This window comes from Croceitalea sp. MTPC5 (assembly GCF_036985505.1).
GTDB lineage: Bacteria > Bacteroidota > Bacteroidia > Flavobacteriales > Flavobacteriaceae > Croceitalea.
In genome coordinates this window covers 215734-236951 of the sequence record NZ_BTGQ01000005.1, presented here as the reverse complement: position 1 = coordinate 236951, position 21218 = coordinate 215734, and the positions used below count along the sequence as shown (strand labels likewise).

The 21218-nt window shown below is 39.8% G+C and carries 17 protein-coding genes; 8 read left to right on the top strand and 9 right to left on the bottom strand.

The features are described from left to right. The first annotated feature begins 244 nt into the window (after positions 1-244). The gene (locus AACM45_RS16345; RefSeq protein WP_339144071.1) at positions 245-1930 is read left to right on the top strand and encodes a glutamine--tRNA ligase/YqeY domain fusion protein; all 1686 of its coding nucleotides are present in this window, start codon (positions 245-247) and stop codon (positions 1928-1930) included. 166 nt (positions 1931-2096) lie between these two features. Here the strand turns inward: AACM45_RS16345 and AACM45_RS16340 are convergent, their stop codons facing one another. The 7 genes from AACM45_RS16340 to AACM45_RS16310 all read right to left on the bottom strand — a co-directional run bounded on the left by AACM45_RS16340 (position 2097) and on the right by AACM45_RS16310 (position 10136). Continuing rightward, on the bottom strand, positions 2097-3233 hold the full coding sequence (locus AACM45_RS16340; RefSeq protein WP_339144070.1) for an FG-GAP repeat domain-containing protein: 1137 nt from the start codon (positions 3231-3233) through the stop codon (positions 2097-2099). Next, the gene (locus AACM45_RS16335; protein ID WP_339144069.1) at positions 3223-4152 is read right to left on the bottom strand and encodes an SPFH domain-containing protein; all 930 of its coding nucleotides are present in this window, start codon (positions 4150-4152) and stop codon (positions 3223-3225) included. The genes AACM45_RS16340 and AACM45_RS16335 overlap by 11 nt, the downstream gene beginning before the upstream one ends. Before the next feature lie 373 nt (positions 4153-4525). Next, positions 4526-5341 carry a DUF2911 domain-containing protein gene (locus tag AACM45_RS16330; protein ID WP_339144068.1) on the bottom strand — a complete coding sequence of 272 codons (816 nt, stop codon included), beginning with the start codon at positions 5339-5341 and terminating at the stop codon, positions 4526-4528. 47 nt (positions 5342-5388) lie between these two features. Then, entirely contained in the window at positions 5389-6489 is a 1101-nt protein-coding gene (locus AACM45_RS16325; RefSeq protein WP_339144067.1) for an AraC family transcriptional regulator, read from the bottom strand. Positions 6490-6504: 15 nt separating this feature from the next. After that, positions 6505-7203 carry a hypothetical protein gene (locus AACM45_RS16320; protein ID WP_339144066.1) on the bottom strand — a complete coding sequence of 233 codons (699 nt, stop codon included), beginning with the start codon at positions 7201-7203 and terminating at the stop codon, positions 6505-6507. A gap of 314 nt (positions 7204-7517) precedes the next feature. Continuing rightward, on the bottom strand, positions 7518-9020 hold the full coding sequence (gene gltX / locus AACM45_RS16315; protein ID WP_339144065.1) for a glutamate--tRNA ligase: 1503 nt from the start codon (positions 9018-9020) through the stop codon (positions 7518-7520). A gap of 66 nt (positions 9021-9086) precedes the next feature. Next, a complete protein-coding gene (locus AACM45_RS16310) occupies positions 9087-10136 on the bottom strand; it encodes an alkane 1-monooxygenase (RefSeq protein ID WP_339144064.1) in 1050 nt (349 codons plus the stop codon). Between the two features lie 74 nt (positions 10137-10210). Here AACM45_RS16310 and AACM45_RS16305 point away from each other — a divergent pair, with 74 nt between their 5' ends. The 6 genes from AACM45_RS16305 to AACM45_RS16280 all read left to right on the top strand — a co-directional run bounded on the left by AACM45_RS16305 (position 10211) and on the right by AACM45_RS16280 (position 18205). Next, positions 10211-13684: a hypothetical protein gene (locus AACM45_RS16305; RefSeq protein WP_339144062.1), complete on the top strand. Its 3474-nt coding sequence runs from the start codon at positions 10211-10213 to the stop codon at positions 13682-13684. Next, the gene (gene ybeY, locus AACM45_RS16300) at positions 13671-14090 is read left to right on the top strand and encodes an rRNA maturation RNase YbeY (RefSeq protein WP_339144195.1); all 420 of its coding nucleotides are present in this window, start codon (positions 13671-13673) and stop codon (positions 14088-14090) included. The genes AACM45_RS16305 and ybeY overlap by 14 nt, the downstream gene beginning before the upstream one ends. Positions 14091-14094: 4 nt before the next feature. After that, the gene (gene mnmG, locus AACM45_RS16295; protein WP_339144060.1) at positions 14095-15963 is read left to right on the top strand and encodes a tRNA uridine-5-carboxymethylaminomethyl(34) synthesis enzyme MnmG; all 1869 of its coding nucleotides are present in this window, start codon (positions 14095-14097) and stop codon (positions 15961-15963) included. A gap of 156 nt (positions 15964-16119) precedes the next feature. Continuing rightward, entirely contained in the window at positions 16120-16668 is a 549-nt protein-coding gene (locus AACM45_RS16290; RefSeq protein ID WP_339144058.1) for a hypothetical protein, read from the top strand. Beyond that, positions 16646-17476, top strand: a complete 831-nt coding sequence (locus AACM45_RS16285; RefSeq protein WP_339144056.1) for a class I SAM-dependent methyltransferase — start codon at positions 16646-16648, stop codon at positions 17474-17476. The genes AACM45_RS16290 and AACM45_RS16285 overlap by 23 nt, the downstream gene beginning before the upstream one ends. A 222-nt stretch (positions 17477-17698) precedes the next feature. Beyond that, positions 17699-18205, top strand: coding sequence for an OmpH family outer membrane protein (locus tag AACM45_RS16280; RefSeq protein WP_339144054.1), 507 nt, complete (start codon positions 17699-17701; stop codon positions 18203-18205). A 52-nt stretch (positions 18206-18257) separates the two neighbouring features. On the opposite strand, the gene AACM45_RS16275 is transcribed toward AACM45_RS16280, so the two are convergent. Further along, positions 18258-18656, bottom strand: coding sequence for a DoxX family protein (locus tag AACM45_RS16275; protein ID WP_339144052.1), 399 nt, complete (start codon positions 18654-18656; stop codon positions 18258-18260). A gap of 11 nt (positions 18657-18667) precedes the next feature. Continuing rightward, entirely contained in the window at positions 18668-19819 is a 1152-nt protein-coding gene (locus AACM45_RS16270) for a DNA polymerase III subunit (protein ID WP_339144050.1), read from the bottom strand. 154 nt (positions 19820-19973) lie between these two features. On the opposite strand from AACM45_RS16270, the gene AACM45_RS16265 reads away from it, so the two are divergent. Continuing rightward, positions 19974-21164: a phosphoglycerate kinase gene (locus tag AACM45_RS16265; RefSeq protein ID WP_339144048.1), complete on the top strand. Its 1191-nt coding sequence runs from the start codon at positions 19974-19976 to the stop codon at positions 21162-21164. The last annotated feature ends 54 nt before the right edge of the window (positions 21165-21218 follow it).

Genomic DNA, 21218 nt, shown 5'->3' with positions numbered 1-21218 from the left:
GGGGTCAAGCAAAAAGGTTGTTTTGTTGTAGGTCTTTCGGCTTGAGGTTTTTGAGTTTGTTTAAAACCTGGTTTTCACTAAGTTTTATCTAATAACAAATATTACGATTATGCCTAGGCCGCAAAATTTATTGTTGTAGGGCGAACAAAAACTGTTGTGAAATAACTTTATTTGTATGGAGTATTGAGTGGATTACGTGTAAAACAACGCATTTTTCCTACTTTTGCCCGATATTGAAAACGCTATGTCAGAGACTAAAAAAGCATTGAATTTTATTGAGCACATCATTGAGGAAGATCTTGAAAAAGGGTATTCAAACGATGATTTGAGATTCCGTTTCCCCCCAGAACCAAATGGGTATCTACATTTGGGCCATGCGAGTTCCATTTGTTTGAATTTTGGCCTGGGTGAACGTTATGATGCCCCCGTGAATTTGAGGTTTGACGACACCAATCCCGCTAAAGAGGAGAAAGCCTATGTAGATGCCATAAAACGCGATGTGGAATGGATGGGGTTTACATGGGAAAAAGAGTGTTATGCCTCCGATTATTTTCAAGAGTTGTACGATTGGGCGGTGCAATTGATAAAAGAGGGAAAAGCCTATGTGGACAGCCAATCTTCAGAGGCTATGGCCGAACAAAAGGGAACCCCTACAGAACCTGGTGTTGCTGGGCCTTATCGCGATAGGTCCGTAGAGGAGAATTTAGATTTGTTCGAACGAATGAAAAACGGTGAGTTTGAAGAAGGAATGCATGTGCTGAGGGCAAAAATCGATATGGCATCACCGAATATGTTGATGCGGGACCCTATCTTGTACCGTGTGCTCAAAAAAGCGCACCATAGAACAAATACCGATTGGTGTATTTATCCCATGTATGATTGGACACATGGTCAGAGTGATTATTTGGAACAAGTGTCACACTCGCTTTGTACCTTGGAATTTCTACCTCATCGAGAACTGTACGATTGGTGCTTAGACCAATTGGTATCAAAAACCAAGCTTAGACCGAAACAGCGCGAGTTCGCCCGTAGAAACCTCAGTCATACGGTTGTAAGTAAAAGAAAATTATTGAAATTGGTGGAGGAAGGCCATGTTTTTGGGTGGGATGACCCCAGAATGCCAACGATATCCGGACTTAGAAGGCGAGGTTACACGCCTGAGGCAATTCGCAACTTTGCCGATACCGTGGGCATTGCGAAGCGGGAAAATCTAGTGGATGTCTCTTTATTGGAGTTTCATGTTCGCGAGCATTTGAATAAAATCACACCAAGGGTCATGGCAGTATTGAATCCTTTAAAAGTAGTGATTAGCAATTACCCTAAGGATGAAATGGAATGGCTCGTTGCAGAGAATAGTCCAGAAGACGAATCACTTGGTTCAAGGGAAGTTCCTTTCTCTAGGGAAATCTATATCGAAAAGGAAGACTTCAGGGAAGAGGCGAATAGAAAGTTCTTTCGCCTTAAACTGGGCGGTGAGGTTCGTCTAAAAAATGGTTATATCATCAAGGCCGAAAGCTGTACAAAAGATACCGAAGGGAATATTATTGAGGTACAATGTACGTATGACCCAAAAAGCAAGAGCGGCAGCGGTACGGAGGAAAGCTTGAGAAAAGTTAAGGGAACCCTGCACTGGGTATCGGTAGCGCATGCGATAAAAGCTGAGGTTCGAGTATACGACCGCTTGTTCACCGATGAAAACCCTGATGGCCATAAAGACCGTGATTTTATGGAATTTATAAATCCGAACTCTTTAAACACCATAACGGGATATTTAGAACCAAGTCTGAAGGATGCAAAAGTCGGGGAGCGATTTCAATTTCAACGTTTAGGATATTTTAATGTCGATTTGGATTCAACTCCAGAAATTCTGGTTTTTAATAGAACGGTAACACTTCGCGATACTTGGGCAAAAATCCAACAAAAGAATTAGGAAACGGATTTGTGGGAAAAATAGCGCTATTGAAATTACTTATCCCTAAAAATATGTCAATCGGTATTTTCTATTGAAAAAGACCTTGTTTTAAGGGCCGTAACCAACTGTTCGAGAAGTGCCCAGTAAACATTGTGCTAGACTAAAATCAATAAAGCAGAGGGCCTTATTGGTCTTTTTTCATCTTACCATAACGATTTAAATAGTATAAATTCAAATCCTCTGAATTTGCCTCCAAAATATCCAGAAAACCGTCACCATTGATATCTGAAAGATGAATATCGTAGGTATCCAATTTACGATCTTTCGCCAAAGCAACTTTTTCGAAGGAATTCTTACCAAAATTGATGTAGGCATAATTCACCTCATCGCTATTTGCATTTAAAATATCAATTTTTCCGTCATTGTTTAAATCGCCTACTGTAATACTTGCCGTGTGATAATCGTAAGGTTCATAAAGAATGCTTTCTTGAAAATCCGTTCCATTACCCAAATAGATATAATTGGCGCCACTAAGATTTCCAACGGCAATATCCATATGGCCATCTGTGTTGAAATCGGCAATGGCAACCGAACGGGTCTCATCTTTTCCTGTACCGAACGGAATTTTTTTATTGAACACTAATTTTTCGGTCTGCAGATAGACGTAGTTTTGTTGCTGATCGCGATTGGCAAGCACCAAATCCAATTTTCCATCTTTATTCATATCCGCTACTTCGATATCAATCGTGGCATCTTCTATGCCGCCGAAAGGGAGGGTCTTTTCAACCCCACCTTTTCCATCATTGATGACAATTTCATTGGTGCTTCCACGATTGGTAAAAAGCACATCTAAATCACCATCACCATCGAGATCGCTGAGCGCCACATTTCTTGTTGGGGTCTTATCGCCACCAAGGGCACCTATGCGTTCAAAAATACCTTTGCCATCGTTTCGATACCAAATATTCGGATGCCTATCGTTTCCGGTAACGATGTCGAGGTGACCATCACCATCAAAATCGCCCAATTCGGCAGCATAGCATGAAGACCATTCCCCGTCTAAAACCCTAGAGGTTCTGAATACCCCATTGCCCACATTGTAAAATATAAAGTTGGGCGTTGGCCAATGGCGCCCCTCGGCAGTAACAACATCGATATCCCCATCTCCATCAACATCACCAGTTGCGATTGAGGCTGTGCGGTTTTCTTGGGCACCCAGACTTAAAAACGCACCACCAGGATTAAAGAATGGACTTTCTTGAGCACCAACGATAACACTTGACAAAAAAGCAATGAGGAAGATACTTAACTTAGGCATCATCTTTTTTGGGGTTTGATTTTTTCATGGACTCCCCTATCATATTACTCGCCGTAAATGAAGCCACCATATTGTTCAACATATCACTGCCAGCCTGCGGTGAGTTGGGCAATAAAATCAAATTGGTATTGGTTTCCTCTCCAATAGACTGTAAAGTGTCATAATGTTGTGTCACCACGATAAGTGCAGATGCCTCTTGAGAGTTAATACCCACTTTATTCAAGACTTCTACCGATTCTTCAAGCCCCCTAGCGATTTCTCGACGTTGGTCTGCGATGCCCTGGCCCTGAAGACGTTTACTTTCGGCTTCTGCCTTTGCCTTTTCTACAATGAGGATCCTTGCCGCATCACCCTCAAACTGGGCTGCAATTTTTTCACGTTCAGAAGCATTGATACGGTTCATTGCCGCTTTCACCTGTGCATCGGGATCAATATCGGTAACAAGGGTCTTGATAATATCATATCCATATTCAGACATATATTCTTTTAGTTCACGTTTTACGGCGATGGCGATATCATCTTTTTTAACAAAGACATCATCTAATTTCATTTTGGGTACTTCGGCGCGTACGACGTCAAAAACAAACGAGGTAATTTGATCGTGCGGATATTCCAATTTGTAAAATGCATCGTATACTTTTTCACGAATCACCACAAATTGCACTGATACTTTTATTTTCACGAAAACATCATCCAAGGTTTTGGTTTCGACCATCACGTCAAGTTGTTGGATCTTTAGGGTCAAACGGCCGGCAATACGGTCTACCAACGGAATTTTCATCTGAAGGCCTGATTGACGGATGCTGTTGAACTTTCCGAAGCGTTCAATGGCAACCGCAGTTTGTTGTTTAACGATAAAGAAGGAAGAAAATAAAACGACGAGTCCGAAAAAAATAATCGGGATTAGAATAAAATTACCCATAGCATAGTGTTTTTAGTTTACGTGTTTAAAATACGAAAGACAGTAATAGATAGGTAGCTTTTGAGGTAGAATTGTTACAAATTCTAAAAGTGTTGCTCGTTTGGGGACTAGATTTATCGGTTTCAGGGTTGCTTTCGGGCAATACGCACCTTGAGGCAACCAAATTCGAACGGCTACCATCAAAACCTGATCTTTATGGTTTGGTACTTTAAAGAAGCGGAATGAAAGCATGGACCTTTTAGGCATTGGTAACATCTGATATCTTAGAATATCTTGAAATACCAAAGCCTATATCCGACAAAAAGTTTTACGCTTAATCCAAAAAAATCAGTGTTTAAAATACGCTACTGGTCATAGCCGATATCGTGCCACTTTAGTCAGAAAGATTATCAATAATTCTTTGACTCAACCTCACCAAATCATTATTTCCAGCGTTCTGCGACAATTTTTTAGAACGTTTGGCTGCCGTAACGGCCTCCTGATTCCTATTGAGATCCTTTAATATTAATGCCTCTCGATATACCTGAAAAAATAAGGCATTATCACTTTTGGTGACTTTTCTAATGTAGCTTAAAGCAAGTGGTAAATCGGTTTGGGTTTCATGTAAATAAAGGGCGGCTTGAAAGTAATCAAAATCAGAGGGTCCTTTTAATACGGTATCAATATGGGCTAAAATGGCGTTGTGTTCAGCCAATGTAATAGGTACTTCTACCTTATAGTTTGCCCACTGTAATACTAAATTTGCACCACTTAAGTCAATTGCTTCAAAATGAAGGGAAAGTGTTTCCATGGCATAATCCAATCGTTGTATAGGCACCTTGATTTCAAATATGGGTTGTTTCACTAAAAAGTTAGTGTACGACAGAGGTTGATAAGGATAAAAATGAAAGGTCCATGATGTCTTTTGCGGTGTGGACAACAGGGCATAAGTTCCCTTTGGCAAGGATTGACCATTCATTACGATATCGTTGGAAAATTCGATTTTTGTGGTCGCATTTGCCCCAGTCCTCCATTTTTCACCGAAAACCAATATCCCATCATCTCCGAATAACTCCCTTCCGCGCAAACTTGGTCTAGAATAGGATAGAATAGCTGTGGTCAATCCAATTTTTTGTGAGATTTCTACTTTTGGACTTAAGGCCGGTAATTTGATTTGAGCATATCCTGATATACCAAGGAAGAGTAACATAAAGCTAAAAACGTATTTTGACATAATTTGATGGATGTAATGCGTAATTATTGTGATTTCTTGAGGTAATACGATGGCGGACAGCTCATAATCTGCTTAAACGATTTATTGAAAGTGGATTTAGAATTGAATCCTGCTTCTTGTGCTAGCCCTAATAGCGTTTTCTGTTGTGCATTGGGCGTTTTCGTTAAGCGTATAAATTCGTGAATACGGTGGTAATTCACATATTCAAAAAAGCTCATCCCCACTCTTTCATTAAGCAAACGTGATAATTCGGGGGCATTGATATCCATAAGTTCAGCCAACTCTGATTTTAGCAGTTTTGCATTCAAGTAAGGCTTTTTCTGCACCATAATTTCGTCCAATTCCAGTTTCAGCCTATCCAAATCGGCAGTTGAAAATTTGGATCGTGTATATTTTATGGGTTCTTGAAATTGACTGAACCAAAAAATGGAAGGAGCTACCATTTGATAATAGGCAATAAACAAAACGATTAAGGCCACTGCCAGCCAAATGAATTCCCGAGATACGATTTCCAATTGGGAATACGTGCTAAAACTTATAAGATAGACGGCCAACCAAATCGATAGACAGATGCCAATCGCTATCAGAAAGTTTCTCACAAAAGCAATGTTCAATAGATAGCTCGCTTGCTCTTGTAAGGCTTTTTTCAGTTTATTGAATTTTAATACACTGAGAACGAAATAGCTGATATTCACGGTAAGCCCAAGGCCAACCAAAATATGCACCACCCTAAATAATTCACCGCTGCCAACGCGTTCTGCAATGACCTCTTGAGACGGAATGATATAGTAAAAAGTAACAATTAGACTATAGACCACGCCCGGTACGTAATGAACTACATCAAAACCCGAAAAGCGTTTCCCTGAAAGCGTCGATTGAACAAACAGGTAGACCGTTGGCCCGAAAAATAAAATGGAGAACTCTGATACGCCTTTTAACTGTCTCTGCCAGTTCCATGCAAAGTGACCGATTTTTGACAGTAAACCGACCATCAAAAGCACTACCAAAATAAATAAATAGACATTTATTCGCTGTCTTTTTTTATCTGAGGCACAAAATAAGATTAGTAAGAACAGAGCTTGAAAAAAGGCAAAATAGACGAATTGATTTAGAATAGGGATCATTTCCAAAATAGTTGACTATTGTAATATAAACTCATTTATATGTTTAACGCCATTCAAGTCTTGTTTTTTCATCTTTTCTTGAAAAGCCCTAAAGTCAGCTTCACGTTTCCAAGAAGTGATTACAAAGTATTCTGGATTATATTGATAACCAAAAGGGGACGTTCCATCCTTTAGTTGGATAAGGATTTTTCCACCCGCGGTTTCGATTTCTTGTTCCCATTTTTTATAGTATGGGTTGGGTCGTTTATCCGATTCGAGCCAGTACGCAGTGGCTACATTATAATGGTTTCGGTTAATTTGAAAAGATAAGTCGGATTCAATTTTAAAATACCGTAATCCAAAATAAGACCATATTTTTCTTCTGCGTTCATGAAAATCGGGCACGTCTTTTAAAATTTCGGTCAAAAACGCTTCTCTAATGGTTGTATTGTCCCATTTGCCCAATACTAAAATGTTCGGATGGAGATTGCCCTGATTGTTGTTGATGATTTTAAAACCAGGGAGCGGTTGATAAGACATTTTTTTTGCTATGGGAAAGGCGGATTGGAAGTATGATTTTAATTCAGCATCCCTATCAGGATGTTGACTCAACAATAAAATATCAAAGACCTCTCCTTTTTTTAGTGTGATCGTGTCGATTTTTGATTGTCCGAAAGACGAATGGATAATTAAATAAGTAGTTACCGTGAGCAAGATGTGTCGTAAACCTTTCATGATTTGAAATATGTTTTGAAAATTTTGAATTTCAAAAGTATCTTGAAAACATAGTGTGTTCAATAAATTTACGGACGGATGCGTACGTATACGGTATACGGACGTCTTTTTGGCCAATGGTTGGGAAAATCCATTAAAAAGTTGGGGATCAATTCTATTTTAAATGATCTCTAACGAGCCAAAGCATGGTGCATAAGTGCCAGTGGTACAAGGCGTAAAACTTGAAGGCAAGCACCTAAGAAAGGTTGACCCTTGATGATGGGTTATCAAGAAACGACTACGAAAATATCCGTATGCAAGTAGGTACTACAAAATCAACCCAACACCCTTATAGCCTTTTCCATACGGGCAAGGGACTCCGCTTTACCCAATAGGGCCATGATATCGAATAAGTGTGGCCCCTTCATGTCGCCCACTATGACCAATCGTAAGGGCGGCATGACCTTACCAAAAGACAGGCCTTGCTCGCCAATCCAATTTTTGACTTTAGCCTCTACGTTTTCTGAAGTAAAATCAGTTAGCGGTTCCAACACCATTGTGAGTTGGCTTATAATTGTTGGCGTGTCATCTTTCCATTGTTTTTTGACCGCTTTTTCCTGGTATGTGGTTGGAGCTTCAAAAAAGTAATCGCCCAGTTCCCAGAAATCCGTAACGAAATCAGCACGTTCTTTGATAAGCTCGACCACTTTTTCGACATAACCGTCATTCTGAACATCTTGAGGAATCTCTTTCAGCACCGAATCAAACAGGGATGCCAACTCTTCATTGGGCTTTTTCTGCAACCATTGATGATTGTACCATTTAGTCTTTTCTGGATCAAAGCGCGCTCCAGATTTAGTAACACGTTCTAAACTAAAGGTTTCAACAAGCTCTTGTAGAGAAAATAACTCTTGTTCCGTACCTGGGTTCCAGCCTAATAGGGCCAAAAAATTGAGTACTGCCTCAGGAAAATAACCCGACTCGCGATACCCCCTTGATTCGTTCCACGATAATGGAAAAACGGGGAACCCCCCTTTTTCACCATCACGTTTACTCAGCTTCCCTTTTCCGACGGGCTTCATAATCAAGGGCAGGTGTGCAAACTCAGGAGCGGCCCATTCAAATGCGTTGTACAAAAGTTGGTGCAGGGGTAGCGAGGGTAACCACTCTTCCCCACGAATGACATGGGTGATTTCCATTAAATGATCATCAACGATATTGGCCAAATGATAGGTAGGCATACCATCACTTTTGAAGAGTACTTTGTCGTCGAGCACATTGGTGTCGATTTCAATAGCGCCTCTAATAATGTCGTGTAACAAGAGTTTTTCATCTTGTGGCGATTTGAACCTAACGACATAAGGCGCGCCAGAATCGAGTTTTGCTTTCGTTTCTTCGTTGGACAATGAAAGGGAATTGTCCAATTTCAAGCGATTATGCCAATTGTAGATAAAGGTCTTGCCTTTTGCCTCATGATCCTTGCGATGAAAATCCAATCGCTCAGGGGTATCAAAAGCATAATAAGCATGTTCTTTTTCAATAAGTTCTAAGGCATATTTCTCATAAAGATGCTTGCGTTCACTTTGACGATAAGGACCAAATTCCCCCTCTTGGGATGGGCCCTCGTCAAAGGGAATACCCAACCAATTTAGTGCTTCAACAATATAGTTTTCGGCGCCTTGGACATAGCGATTTTGGTCGGTATCCTCAATACGTAATACGAAATCACCATGATGCTTTTTCGCAAATAAGTAGTTAAACAAAGCGGTGCGCACACCACCAATGTGAAGTGGCCCAGTAGGGCTTGGAGCAAATCGAACACGAACTTTCTGAGGCATCTTTTAAAATTGAGCCACAAAGATACTAACCTAAAGCGAGTTGTAAGACGGCATCATGTATTCAAATTAATCGGATGGTTTTCGCATCTCGACCGGTACGCGTTTGTTCATAATGGTAAACCACAAGGGAGGCAAGAACGAAAGTACCATAGAAGTGGGGTAACCAAAAGGCATCTGGGGTGAGATATCATGGTAATCGAGGGTTTGGTATTTTTTAGATGACTTATAGTGATGATCACTATGCCTGGTCAGTTCATAAAGAACGATGCGGCCTATAACATGATTGCTGTTCCATGAATGGCACTCACGAACCCTTTCGTACCGGCCCGATGGCATTTTAAAACGAACAAGCCCATAGTGTTCAATATAGTTGACCGTTTCTAGCAATAGAAAGCCTATTGCCCCTGATGCAAGGGCAAACCATAATCCAACGGTATCAAAGAAGAGGAAGACGAATACTGCATAGATCAATTGAAAAAAGGTATAGAAAAACAGGTCATTCTTCATGGAAAAGAAACCTTCATTTTCTGATTTCAACAATCTGTTTTGAATTTTCCAAGCATTGCGGTATTGTCGAAAGGTAGAGGTAAACCAAAAAGAATAAAGGCTTTGATTGTATTTGGCGGTGGCGGGATCCTCTTTGGTGGCCGCATGTAAATGATGTCCGAAATTATGCTCAATATAAAAATGCATGTAAAAAGAAGGCAACAACAACAATTTGCCTAGATAGCGCTCAAAAGTATGCTGACGGTGACCTAGTTCATGGGCAACGTTGATACCGTTGACGCCCAAGACAATGCCAATCGAGAAAATTAGGCCTATAACTTCGTATAGGGCATAGGCGTGGGTCGAAACGTCCCAAAGGGCATAAAACAGAAAACCGAATACCATGGGAATGTTTAAGTAGAGCATCCAATCGAACAGCTTGCTTTTGTTTTTCTTTTTCAATTGTTCACCTTCTAGATTTGAAGTGTCATGGGGCAATAATACTTCTAAAAAGGGGATGATCGCAAAGGCATAGAAGGGTGTGAAATAACTTAGATATCCCTTAAAATAGAGGCTTATGAACGCCGAAATCGGTATGGTCAATGCTGCTAGGTACTTTAAATCTTTCATATCGTCTATTTTAACATAAAATTTTCAAGACCGTTATGGAACAACGGGTATCTTGGTATTAAATATAGCGGATTTTGAACAGTTTCGATAGTATTCTAGACAAGCTAAATGCTTTTACCAAAAAGTTTTATACCACACTTTTGTTAAAAGGCCTGTTTTTGTTTTTGACTTTGGGCCTCCTTTTTTTTCTGATTATAACGGCCATTGAGTATTTTCTTTGGATGGGCTCTACAGGGCGTTTGTCACTCTTGATGGCTTTTATAACTATCGAATTGATACTTCTTTACCGTTATATTTTGGTGCCGTTGTTCTATTTGTTCAAAGTAAAAAAGGGTATATCACATAAAGAAGCATCGGTGATTATTGGAAAGCACTTTCCTGAAGTCGGTGATAAACTGGTTAATCTTCTTGATCTCAAAGGGAATACACAACAATCCGATTTATTAGAAGCGGCAATTAGTCAGCGTTCAGAAAAGATGAGGTCGGTGCCGTTTGTTAAGGCAGTGGATTATAAGCAGAACTTGAAGTATGTGAAATACACCTTAGTGCCAATCTTGATTTTTGGACTTATTTGGATTTTCGGAAATAGCGCTGAATTTTTCGGCTCTTACAAAAGGGTGGTAAACTATGATCTGGCCTATGAGCCACCAGCACCTTTTTCATTTATATTGCTAAACGAAGATTTAAGTATTTTAGAAAATGAGGCCTTAACCATAGAATTGCGTACCGAAGGCAGTGTGAAGCCTGAAAACGTATCGATAGTCATTGATGGGAAGGAGCTATTGATGCAAGCCCAAGGCGCTAAATTTCAACATACATTTCGACCACCGTTAAAGTCTACCTCGTTTTATTTTACGTCCAATGGATACGATTCTAGAACGTATAAGATTGTTGTGGGCAATGTTCCTGCAATTCAGGGCTTTGAGATGCAATTGCAATACCCGGCGTATCTAGGCAAAAGAAATGAAACGGTTAGTGGCACAGGTAACGCCACGGTACCCGAAGGCACAAAGGTTAGTTGGAGTGTGAAAGGGGTGCACACCAATGCCATTAATTTTGAAACTAAGGACACTATTGTATCTTTTGGTAGATCTGGCGATAAGTTTAGTTATGGGAAACGTATTTATAACGAGCTGTCTTATGCGATTACTACCTCGAATGAAAACATTGAAGAATTTGAAAGACTGGGGTATCAGCTAAAGGTGGTAAAGGATGGATATCCTAGTGTTAAGGTAGAACAAACTTTAGACTCCCTGAATCCGAATGTTTCCTATTACGCTGGCTTGGCAAATGATGATATTAGACTGCGGAGTATTGATTTGGTGTACTATCCTGAGAATGAAGAAAAAAGTTCTAGAAGGTTACGCTTATTAAATTCTAAGGTCAATGTAGAACAGTTTTATTACACGTTTCCATCCGGGCTTGAATTGGAAAAGGGCAAGGAATATGAGTTGTATTTTGAGGTATTTGATAATGACGGACTACGAAATGGGAAATCTGTGAAGAGTAAGGTTTTTCGAACTACGGTATTAGATTATAACCAATTGAAAAACAAAGAGTTAAATGCCCAAAAATCAATTTTAAAGAATCTTGACAAGTCTTTAGAGACTTTTAAGGAACAACAAGAGGCCCTGAAGAAAATCAACGATAAACAAAAGCAAAATGAAGGTATCAATTATAATGAGCAAAGTCAAATAAAGGAATTTTTACAAAAGCAAGAGCAGCAAGAAGAGATGATGCAAAAGTTCAGTAAACAGCTTAAAGAGAACCTGAACAAAAATGAGACTGATGATAAACTGAACAGACTATTACAAGAACGCCTAGAACGACAAGAAAAAGAGGCGGAGAAAAATAGGAAACTTTTGGAGGAACTTAATATGGTTGCCGATAAGATCGATAAAGAAGATCTTAAAAAGAAACTGGAAGAACTAAGCAAAAAACAAAGTAATAGCAAAAGGAATTTGGAACAGCTGTTAGAGTTGACCAAGCGTTATTACGTAACGGAGAAGGTGGCGCAATTGGCCCAAGATTTGGACAAACTGGCGAAGGAACAAGAGCAATTGTCAAAATCTGAGCTAGGGGTAGATTTTTCAAAGGAGGAACAGCAAAAGTTGAATGAGAAATTTGAAGAGTTGGCTGAAGAGATTAATGAAGTTAAAAGGGATAATGCCGATTTAAAGAAGCCGTTAGCTATTGAAGCCAGTAAAAAAAAACAAGAGGGGGTTAAGAAGGATCAGAAAGAGGCACTCGATGAAATTGATAAGCAGCAGCAAATGGAGGAGTCTGGCAGTGAAGAACAGAAGAAGCAAGCTAGTAAAAAAACTTCCCAAAAGCAGAAGTCTGCGGCGCAAAAATTGAAAGAACTTAGTGAGGGATTACAGCAAAGTGCTGCAATGTCCGGTGGTGGGTCTAGTATTACCGAAGACGCTGAAATGTTGCGTCAAATATTGGATAATTTGGTCACATTTTCGTTTAAACAAGAAAATTTGTTTGATGAACTTCAGGTTTCAGATGGTGAGATAAGTCAATTTTCAAATACGGTAAAAAGACAGAAAGAACTTCGAGGGTTATTTGAACATGTTGATGATAGTCTGTTCGCGTTGTCGTTGCGTAGGGCGGAGCTTTCTGAGTTTGTCAATGAACAGATTACAGAGGTATATTATAATATCGATAAGTCTTTAGGGAGTATTGCCGAGAATCAAGTGTATCAAGGCGCTTCGTATCAACAATATGTACTAACAGCGGCCAATAGTCTAGCGGATTTTTTGGCGGACTTGCTTGATAATATGCAGCAAAGTATGCAGTCTGGTCAAGGCCAGGGTCAGGGCGAAGGGTTTCAATTACCTGATATTATTAAGGGACAGCAATCTTTAAAAGAGAAATTGGAAGGAGCAGGAAAGGAAGGGACTAAAGGACAACAAGAAGGAGAAGGTAAAGAAGGGCAACAAGGTAAAAGCGGAGAGGGAAAGGAAGGAAAGAGCGGAAAAAGCGATGCGGGAGGAAATGAGGATGGAAAAGGAAATCAGGGAAAAGAAGGTGCCGAGGGTAATGGAAAGAAAGGAAAGAAAGGAGATGGTAATGATGACGGGGAGGGCAATGAGTCCGGAAAAGCTCCGTCAGAACAAGAATTAAAGGAGTTGTATGAGATATATAAAGAGCAGCAAGTAATTCGTCAAAAACTAGAGGAACAATTAAAGAACATCATTGAAAAGGATAAAAGGGATTTGGCGAAAAAGTTGGTGAGGCAAATGGAAAATTTTGAGAATGATTTAATAGAGAATGGCATAACCCAAAGGACGAAAGATAAGGTAAACCGAATACAGCAACAGTTGTTGAAGTTGGAGAATGCAGTTTTAAAACAGGGTCAAAAGCAGGAAAGAAAGAGTCAGGTCAATCAGGAAGAATTCAGAAACCCGATAACTACGAAACCTGCATTATTAAAAGAGGAAAAGAACACTATTGAAATATTAAATAGACAAGCATTACCTTTGCGGAAAAATTATCAAGGTAAGGTTCAAAGTTACTTTAAAAATGATGGTGGATTTTAACTATGAGATTGATTTCGCGTTAAATAATGAAGAAGAGTATTCCGATTGGATTCATAGGATAGTTGTCAAGGACGCAAAGAATATGGGAGCACTCAGCTATATTTTTTGTGATGATAAGTACCTAAATAAAATCAATTTAAATTATTTAGGACATGATACGTACACCGATATTATAACTTTTGATTACGGAAATGGAATGGAGATTTCTGGAGACATTTTCATTTCTGTTGAAAGGGTGAGGGATAACGCGGAAAAATATAATACGGAGTTTGAAGTAGAGTTACGAAGAGTGATGAGCCATGGAGTTTTGCATTTGTTCGGCCATAAGGATAAATCGAATGAAGAAGCAAAATTAATGAGGCTGGAAGAGGAGAAGGCGATGAAAATGTTTCACGTGGAACAATAGAGTTATGTTTGAGAAAGAATACGATGTAGTGGTCGTTGGTGGAGGTCATGCCGGTGCTGAGGCCGCCGCCGCTTCTGCGAATATGGGGTCTAAAACGCTGTTGGTTACGATGAACCTTCAAACGATAGGTCAAATGTCTTGCAACCCCGCTATGGGCGGTATCGCCAAGGGCCAGATTGTCCGTGAGATAGATGCCTTAGGGGGGATGAGCGGAATTGTAACCGACAAATCGGCTATTCAGTTTAAGATGCTTAACAAGTCAAAAGGACCGGCAATGTGGAGTCCTCGAGCTCAAAATGACAGAATGCGTTTTGCAGAAGAATGGCGTTTGGCACTAGAGGCTACACCGAACGTGGATTTCTATCAAGAAATGGTTTCCGGTCTTTTGGTTGAAAAAGATAGGGTGGTCGGTGTACGATCATCATTAGGTATTGACATTAAGTGTAGAGCTGTAATTTTGACTAACGGCACTTTTTTGAATGGCCTTATTCACATAGGAGAAAAGCAATTTGGAGGAGGAAGGGCAGGAGAAAAAGCGGCAACGGGAATTACGGAACAACTCTCTGATTTTGGTTTTGAGAGCGGAAGAATGAAAACCGGAACCCCCCCAAGAGTCGATGGCAGATCATTAGATTATTCAAAAATGATCTTGCAACCAGGGGATGAGAAACCCGAAAAGTTTTCATATCTAGACACACCGGTGCTGCAAGAGCAACGAGATTGTCATATGACACACACGAGCGAATTGGTTCACGATCTGCTTCGTGAGGGTTTTGATAGATCGCCAATGTTCAATGGTAGGATCAAGAGTATTGGGCCAAGGTATTGCCCCTCTATTGAAGATAAGATCCATCGTTTTGCAGATAAAGATGCACATCAAATATTTGTAGAACCAGAGGGATGGCATACCGTTGAAGTTTACGTAAATGGGTTTTCTACATCACTCCCTGAAGATGTGCAATACAAGGCGCTTAAATCGGTAGTCGGTTTTGAGAATGTCAAATTCTTTAGGCCAGGCTATGCTATTGAATACGATTATTTCCCGCCAACACAGTTGAAGCACACCCTAGAGACAAAGCTAGTAGAGAACCTCTATTTTGCCGGACAGATCAATGGAACTACCGGATACGAGGAAGCTGCATCACAGGGCCTGATGGCTGGTATAAACGCACACCTTAAAATAAATGAAGAGGAAACTTTTATTTTAAAAAGGGATGAGGCTTATATTGGGGTTTTAATTGATGACTTGATAACCAAAGGCACCGAAGAACCGTATCGCATGTTTACCTCGAGGGCGGAGTACCGCACCTTGCTGCGACAAGATAATGCAGATTTGAGATTGACCCCACGAAGTTATGAATTGGGGTTGGCGGGTAAAGAACGTTTGGAAAGGATGGAGGAGAAGCAGAAAAATTCGAATAGGTTCATTGAGTTTTTTAGAAAAACAAGCTTTACGCCAGAAGAGGTGAATCCGATTTTAGAAGAGGTTTCTTCATCTCCGGTTAAACAGGCCGATAAAATGTTCAAAGTGTTTTCAAGGCCTAAAATCACGATGGAACATATGAGGCGATTGAACGCTGTTTCTGACTTCATTGCTAAGAACGAATTTGACGCTGAAGTTCTGGAGCAAACGGAGATTCAGGTAAAGTATTCAGGGTACATCGCCAAAGAAAAAACAAACGCAGATAAATTGTTGCGCTTAGAGAATATTAAGATACCTGACGATTTTGACTATAGAAAACTGAAGTCTTTGTCTTATGAGGCCCGGGAGAAGTTAGAATCCATTAGACCCGTTACCATATCACAGGCGTCAAGAATTAGCGGAGTTTCACCAGCGGATATAAGCGTCTTGCTGGTTTTTTTAGGAAGGTAAACGCTTCTTGTTCCACGTGGAACATTCTTTGCGATTTTCCTTCATTTAGATTTGCATGGCTTTTTTATAATAGAGGAGAGATGATTTGCCACAAGTATTTTAAATCATCTTGGCCTAATTCTTGTTGCTTTTTACACGACTAAATAAGCTTCAAAAATGAATAAAGCACTACTATTATGTTTTGTGTTGTTGCTTCTAGGCTCTTGTGTTCCGCTAAGAATAGCACCAACCATCACGGATTATAAATTGACCGAAGGAAAAAAATTCAAAAGAGGGCTGCCAAAAAAGACCACCTTTGTATTTGCCGACCCTAAAGACGAGGGGCATTTTTATGACTATGTGAACACAAAGTTTGGGCTTCTAGATTATTATGTAGACGTACAAGTTCCTTTTAAGATTGATGATCAAGAGTTTTTCTTTTCGTACTATGAAGTAGAAATTCCGACCAAGACCATAAATTTAATTCCGCTTCTGATTGATGGCATCCTTAACCAAGCCGCAGATTTTGAAGAGCCCATATTAGATGACATGCATACTTCACGGGTCGGCAATTGGTATATTGCCATTGAGGTTTTTAGTGCAACGGAAAAAGACTGTTTACATGACGATTCTATTTCAAAGGCTTTGGTTTTAACGTATCTTCGAAACTTAAAAGAAGAGTATCTTTCTACCTACAATTACAATGAAGTTGTATTTAAAAACTAAAGATTATTCCGTTTCGCATCAAGCCTTTGAACTGTACCATGACGAAATGCTTGACATGTTGGTCACCCAACCCCAACCAAAAGAGTTAAGCAGCTATTATGAAAGTGGGAATTACATCTCTCATACGGATTCAAAAAGAACACTGGTCGATAAAATCTATCAATTAGCAAAGACCTATAGCCTAAAGAAAAAAGTGAGATTGCTTAAGTCTGTTTCACCTAATGGCAGAACCCTCTTGGATATAGGGGCAGGTACCGGGGATTTTCTTTTAGAAGCTAAAAAATCAAATTGGACGGTAAGGGGAATTGAACCTAACCAGTTGGCAAGAAAAAATGCACGAGATAAGGGAATCCTTTTAGAAGAAAATTTAGAAAACGTATCGAACGAAAAATACGATGTTATCACATTGTGGCATGTTTTAGAACATTTACCCAATTTAAAACATGAAATTAAGAACATTGAAACATTACTAAAGCAAGATGGGGTACTGCTTGTCGCCGTTCCGAATTTTAAATCATTTGATGCAAAGCATTATAAAGAGTTTTGGGCCGCCTATGATGTGCCTAGACATTTATGGCATTTTTCTAAAAACGCCATAACGAAACTATTCGAAGCTATCGGAATGAAAGTTAACGAAACCAAACCGATGAAGTTGGATTCCTTTTATGTCTCTATGCTCTCTGAGAAATATAAAACGGGCAGGCAGAATCTACTCAAAGCATTTTATATCGGGTTGAAGTCAAATTTAAAGGCAAATCGAACAAAAGAGTATTCTTCGCATATCTACATACTTGAAAAATCGAAATAAGCCAATTATAACAACTTTTTGAAGACACTATAAGCATTACTACCATTAAATAGGCATACTGCCTAGAGAATGCTTTATTTGAGAGGCTTTTCCATAAGAACTACAAATAGTTTTGAGAATAATCAATAGATTTTTGTTATATGGCATGTGCGTCAATAAAAACCTAATGTTCTGTTGTATTGAAAACCCTTTTTATATTTTTGCCGAACTTAAAAATAAAACATGAAAAAAGTAGTATTGATTCTGGCTGCTGTGGTTTTGACAGCCTGTCAACAAAACAAAATCGGATACGTCGATAATGTTAAGGTTATGGACGGCTATACCGAAAAACTTGATGTTGAGGCTAAATATAAGGTAAAGGCCGAGGCACTTAACAAAAAACGTGACAGTATTTCACAGGCGTTTCAACTTGAATTTCAAGAGTTTCAAGCAAAAGCACAGAAAATGTCACAGAAAAAACAGCAAGAAGAATATGGTTTAATACAACAGCGTGGCCAATTTATGAGCCAGCAATTGCAACAAGAAGAACAGCAACTTCAGGCTTCTGGCCAGACTGAAATGGATAGCGTTGTCAGCAATGTGCGTGCTGAAATAAAAGCCTATGGAAAAGCAAATGGTTTTACCTACATATTAGGTGGTGGTGAAGGTGGTAGCGTTTTATACGGTGATGATACACAAGACCTTACCGATGAGATCATCAAGCTCTTAAATGATAAATATAAAAAATAGAATCATCTATTTAATTGATATTCAAAGCCTTAACCAGTATGTTGAGGCTTTTTTATTGCAATAAAAACAATAAAAATACTGCTGGCACCAGATAAATCGCAATAGTTTTCGCACCCTCATAGTCTTTGGCGATGCGTTGTCCGAAGAAAAGCATCAAGAGGGCCACACATGAGGTGAGTGCACCATAGAATGCGAATAGCGTATCGTCATACAATACCAAATGAACAAGGCCGATTACGGATAAAATACCAGCGGCTATCTCTACTGCGGTAACAATGCCTAGTAATGCGGGAACCATATTTTTTAAGGGGGACTTTGAAAAATGACCTTTCAACCATGATAAGTTGCCGTTCCAGTCTATGACTTTGTCGATTCCGCTTTGAAGAAAGGCGATTATCAAAAAGATCAATAATACGGCTTCAGGGGCGTTTTCGTAAAAATGAAGGTGCATAGAAATACAATTTATGCCGCTTTGGTATGCAAGAGGCGGGTTAGTTTAATTGAAAGGTCTGTAAATATAATTTTTGGATTTCCATTGCGCTCTACATGATAAATAGCGTCTTCCAGTTCTTCTGTTATCGCAAGAACATTGTTTTCATGGATAAAGGGGGCAAATTTCTTGAGGTCAAATCCATCTACATGAATTTTTGCATATACCAAATCAGGGGTGCTGTAATTTAAAAGCATGGCTTGCCGTATGATTCCGCTGCAATAGTTTAGAAATTTCTTTTGTACCTCACGGCCATTTTTCGCTACCTCATCACTCCAATTCAAAAGATCGTGTATTGCAGCTTTGTTTCCCTTGGCCTTAAAAGCACTGCGCACCCATTGTACAAACCATTTCTCAAAAACGAGGTCTTCAGAGTCGTTGTTCATCAGATCTAGGGCTTTATTGAAATTTCCGTTGGCTTCGTGTGCCAATCTATTGGCCTCTGCTTCTTTCAGGCCTTTTTTTATAAGGGCATTGGCAATGACATCTTCGGCGAGCGGCGGAAAATGAAGTAATTGGCATCGCGACTTAATCGTGTTGATGATTTGACCCTCATCTTCGGTTACAAGCAAGAGCACGGTCTTTTCAGGGGGCTCCTCAATCAATTTAAGCAATTTGTTAGCCGCAGGAATATTCATTTTTTCAGCCATCCAAATAATGAACACCTTATAACCACCTTCATACGATTTCAGCGAAAGCTTTTTAACAATATCCTGTGCCTCATCAACACCTATTTGTCCTTGCTTTTTCTCAATTCCGATCAAGCGGTACCAATCAAATAGGTTTCCGTAGGGTTGTTCCCTTACAAATTTGCGCCATTCTTCAAGATATAAATCGCTTACCGCATGGCTTTTGACCCTATCCGAATTTGCCACCGGAAAGGCAAAATGCAGATCAGGATGCGCCAAAGTATTGCACTTACTGTTACAGACAGTATTTTCACCATCATTTTCACCATCTATGTTTTGGCAAAGTAGGTATTGGGCATACGCAATAGCAAGGGCCAAGGTACCCGTGCCCTCTGCGCCAACAAACAATTGGGCATGTGGTACTCGCCCAGAGTCTGCCGTAGCAGTTAAGTGTTTTTTCAAATGGGAAAGCCCTAATACATCTTTGAACAACATGAATCAAATATAAGCTATTTCAAAAACTGTGATTCCACGAAAAAACCGTAAAATTAGCAGATGGGTAACCACATGAAGTTTTTTGGAATTCTTTACTTTTGAACTCCAACGAATACGAACGATATCAAACTATCACAATATTAAAAACAACGGAATGAGAACATTGGAAGATTTCAATTTTGAGGATAAAAAAGCTTTGATACGGGTAGATTTTAATGTGCCTTTGGATGCTGAATTTAATGTGACCGATACCAGTAGAATAGATGCGGCGAAACCTACGATTTTGAAAATTCTCGAAGATGGCGGTAGCGCGGTTTTAATGAGTCATTTAGGGCGACCAAAAGGTCAGCGTAATGAAGCTATGTCTTTAAAACATATTTGTAATGTAGTTTCTGACATCATTGGCGTACAGGTGAAATTTGTTGACGATTGTATTGGTGAAAAAGTTGATGATGCTTATGCCAATTTGGAAAGGGGTGAAATTCTATTGTTAGAAAACCTTCGGTTTTATAGTGAAGAGACCAGTGGTGATACTGAGTTTGCCAAAAAACTTTCCAACTACGGTGACATCTATGTGAACGATGCTTTTGGTACGGCCCATAGGGCACATGCCTCAACAACCATAGTTGCCGATTACTTTGCCGACAACAAATGTTTTGGTTACTTATTGGCAAAAGAAATCAAAGCGATAGAAAAGGTGATGCAAACCGGTGAAAAACCCGTTACCGCAATTTTGGGGGGTGCAAAGGTTTCTTCAAAAATTACCATCATCGAAAATATACTGGATAAGGTAGACCATTTGATTATCGGTGGTGGCATGACCTATACCTTCATCAAGGCGCAAGGTGGAAAGATAGGGGACTCCATATGTGAAGATGATAAAATGGATTTGGCTTTGGATATTTTGAAACAGGCCAAAGAAAAAGGGGTTGAAGTCCATCTGCCCGTCGACGTATTGGCTGCAGATGATTTTGACAATAATGCAAAAACCCAGGTTGTGCCCGTTGAAGCTATTCCGGAAGGATGGCAAGGCTTGGATGCTGGACCAGTAACCCTTGGTAACTTTAAGGAAGTAATCCTCAAATCGAAAACTATTCTATGGAACGGCCCTGTTGGGGTTTTCGAAATGGAAAGCTTTTCAAAAGGGACCATCACCGTAGGAAATGCCATAGACGAGGCAACCCGAAATGGTGCTTTTTCGTTGGTTGGTGGCGGCGATTCAGTAGCAGCCGTAAAACAGTTTGGCTTTCAAGAAAAAGTGAGTTATGTTTCTACGGGTGGGGGTGCAATGTTAGAGAGTTTAGAAGGCAAGACACTACCGGGCATCGCTGCAATATTAGGCTAGTAAAGACGTTATCGATTAACGGACTTTACCCAGAATATCAATGGTTTTTACTCA

Coding starts and splice junctions, on each gene's coding strand:
- AACM45_RS16345 (WP_339144071.1), top strand. CDS start 245: ATGTCAGAGACTAAAAAAGCATTGAATTTTATTGAGCACATCATTGAG.
- AACM45_RS16340 (WP_339144070.1), bottom strand. CDS start 3,233: ATGATGCCTAAGTTAAGTATCTTCCTCATTGCTTTTTTGTCAAGTGTT.
- AACM45_RS16335 (WP_339144069.1), bottom strand. CDS start 4,152: ATGGGTAATTTTATTCTAATCCCGATTATTTTTTTCGGACTCGTCGTT.
- AACM45_RS16330 (WP_339144068.1), bottom strand. CDS start 5,341: ATGTTACTCTTCCTTGGTATATCAGGATATGCTCAAATCAAATTACCG.
- AACM45_RS16325 (WP_339144067.1), bottom strand. CDS start 6,489: ATGATCCCTATTCTAAATCAATTCGTCTATTTTGCCTTTTTTCAAGCT.
- AACM45_RS16320 (WP_339144066.1), bottom strand. CDS start 7,203: ATGAAAGGTTTACGACACATCTTGCTCACGGTAACTACTTATTTAATT.
- gltX (WP_339144065.1), bottom strand. CDS start 9,020: ATGCCTCAGAAAGTTCGTGTTCGATTTGCTCCAAGCCCTACTGGGCCA.
- AACM45_RS16310 (WP_339144064.1), bottom strand. CDS start 10,136: ATGAAAGATTTAAAGTACCTAGCAGCATTGACCATACCGATTTCGGCG.
- ybeY (WP_339144195.1), top strand. CDS start 13,671: ATGGTGGATTTTAACTATGAGATTGATTTCGCGTTAAATAATGAAGAA.
- mnmG (WP_339144060.1), top strand. CDS start 14,095: ATGTTTGAGAAAGAATACGATGTAGTGGTCGTTGGTGGAGGTCATGCC.
- AACM45_RS16290 (WP_339144058.1), top strand. CDS start 16,120: ATGAATAAAGCACTACTATTATGTTTTGTGTTGTTGCTTCTAGGCTCT.
- AACM45_RS16285 (WP_339144056.1), top strand. CDS start 16,646: ATGAAGTTGTATTTAAAAACTAAAGATTATTCCGTTTCGCATCAAGCC.
- AACM45_RS16280 (WP_339144054.1), top strand. CDS start 17,699: ATGAAAAAAGTAGTATTGATTCTGGCTGCTGTGGTTTTGACAGCCTGT.
- AACM45_RS16275 (WP_339144052.1), bottom strand. CDS start 18,656: ATGCACCTTCATTTTTACGAAAACGCCCCTGAAGCCGTATTATTGATC.
- AACM45_RS16270 (WP_339144050.1), bottom strand. CDS start 19,819: ATGTTGTTCAAAGATGTATTAGGGCTTTCCCATTTGAAAAAACACTTA.
- AACM45_RS16265 (WP_339144048.1), top strand. CDS start 19,974: ATGAGAACATTGGAAGATTTCAATTTTGAGGATAAAAAAGCTTTGATA.